Consider the following 1,739-nt stretch of genomic DNA (forward strand, 5'->3'; position numbering starts at 1 on the left):
AGCGCCGCGGAACACCGCCGAAGTACTCGAAGGCGTTGATGTGGCAACGGATGAACGTTGCGACGTCGGCCCTGCGCACCAGCTCCACGTAGATGGCCCTGGAGAAGCCCATCACCATTACGAACGCCCACATCCTGCGCCGACGTCCGTTCTCTGAGGTGTAGCTGAGTATCCCCCAGTCCACCTGTGCCTGCTCGCCCGGCTCGGTCTCGAATCGCACCGTCGCCTTAGGCTGGCGAGGTCGTCGTCTCGGATGTACGTAGCTCTTCAGTGTGCTGTATCCGCCCGGGTATCCCAGTTCCCTGATCTCCCTCAGCAGAACCACGCAGTTCTCCAGTCCATCCAGAAGCCTTGTGTCTATGTACTCGGTGTATGGGTCCAGCTTCGATCCGCGCTTCGCCCTGAGCATGGGCTTCGGCACCTCGGGTGAGCGCAGGTACCTTCGGACTGTGTTCCTCGAGATCCCCAGATCCCTGGCTATTCCGTCTATCGAACGCCCCTTGCCTCTCAACTCGTACAGCTCTTTCACCAACCGACCTCCTAACATTTGGTCCGGTGCACCTCCTGTCGGAATACCCGACAAAGATGCACTCCGCTTGTTAGGGGGTCAATTCCAAGTTGGCGTTTTCGCACAGTTTAAGCTTGGCGCTGACAGAACTCCTACCTGAGCCGACTGGAGTCCGATCCTGACCGGGTACGGTCGCTGCCCGGATGGGACTGGATAGAGGAAGCGTCCCGTCATGCGGCATACTCAGACTGAAACGGTATTAAGTGATTGTACACGCTCTTCGATCTGCAGCCCCGACTCGATCTCTGCCACACGCAACTCGAATGCCTTCTGAAGGTTCTGCCACAGTTGGGGCGTGGTGCCGAAGTATCGGGCAGGGCAGAAGGCCGTATCAGCCGTTATCCCTCGCTGCCCCCTCAGAATTGCCGTGATTCGATTCGTGGGCACATCCAGAGCCTTGGCAAGCGCATTGGCCGACAGCCCAAGCTCATCAAGCTCCTCACGCAGTATCTCTCCGGGGTGTACTGGTCTCATTCCGTTGCTGACACTCATATCCAAACTCCTCTTAATGGTAGTCCACAACCTCCACGTCGTACGGTCCGTCTTCGTCCCAGCGGAAGCATATTCGCCACTGGCGGTTGATCCTGATGCTGTACTGGCCCCTCCGGTCACCAGAGAGGGACTCTAGTCGGTTACTGGGCAATCCGCTCAGATCTTGCAAGGCCGAAGCGTTGTCCAGTAACGTCAGGCGGCGCGGCGCCTGGTCCGCAAACCGCACCGAGTGGCCCACAAAGAAGCGCTCGGTTCTCCGATCTTTGAATCCTCGAATCATGGTGACGCCTCACGTAGAGGATAAACAACAAGCCGCCGCACAGCGACTTGTCTCAACGCGCCAGACAGTAAACAGGAGAAACGTGGAGGTATTTCGGATGACCGTGCATTTGAACCGAGAGATCAAGGCATACTGCCCGGACTTTGTCCCGGTGCGGCAGCTTCTCAAGGATGACGGGGCGACCTTCATAGAGACCAAGGAGCAGGTGGACTACTATTACCACCTTCCAGAGCTTGGGAACGATGAGGGGACGCGGCGGCTTAATCTCCGTATTGAGGGAAAGAAGAAGGAACTAATCTACTACGAGGACTATCAGGAGACAGACACTCGGGTCAGCCAGTTTCAACTCTGGCAGATGCCTGGTCACGAGCTCTTAGAGGTGCTGGATGCCGCTCTAGG

The 1,739-nt window shown here is 57.5% G+C and carries 4 protein-coding genes; 1 reads left to right on the forward strand and 3 read right to left on the reverse strand.

What is annotated here, in order from left to right; all coding sequences use genetic code 11:
* The 3 genes from istA to J4G14_14865 form a co-directional block, all read right to left on the reverse strand.
* The coding region (istA, locus tag J4G14_14855) for an IS21 family transposase (GenBank protein MCE2459068.1) at positions 1–529 on the reverse strand (529 nt) is incomplete at its 3' end.
* Positions 530–751: 222 nt separating this feature from the next.
* Positions 752–1,060 carry a HigA family addiction module antidote protein gene (locus tag J4G14_14860; protein ID MCE2459069.1) on the reverse strand — a complete coding sequence of 103 codons (309 nt, stop codon included), beginning with the start codon at positions 1,058–1,060 and terminating at the stop codon, positions 752–754.
* A 13-nt stretch (positions 1,061–1,073) separates the two neighbouring features.
* Positions 1,074–1,340 carry a type II toxin-antitoxin system RelE/ParE family toxin gene (locus tag J4G14_14865; protein ID MCE2459070.1) on the reverse strand — a complete coding sequence of 89 codons (267 nt, stop codon included), beginning with the start codon at positions 1,338–1,340 and terminating at the stop codon, positions 1,074–1,076.
* Between J4G14_14865 and J4G14_14870 the strand changes: the two genes are divergently transcribed.
* On the forward strand, positions 1,339–1,739 hold a 401-nt coding region (locus J4G14_14870; GenBank protein MCE2459071.1), incomplete at its 3' end, for a hypothetical protein. The genes J4G14_14865 and J4G14_14870 overlap by 2 nt on opposite strands.

It is taken from the genome of Dehalococcoidia bacterium, from assembly GCA_021295915.1.
In the GTDB taxonomy this organism is placed as follows: domain Bacteria; phylum Chloroflexota; class Dehalococcoidia; order Lucifugimonadales; family UBA1123; genus VXRN01.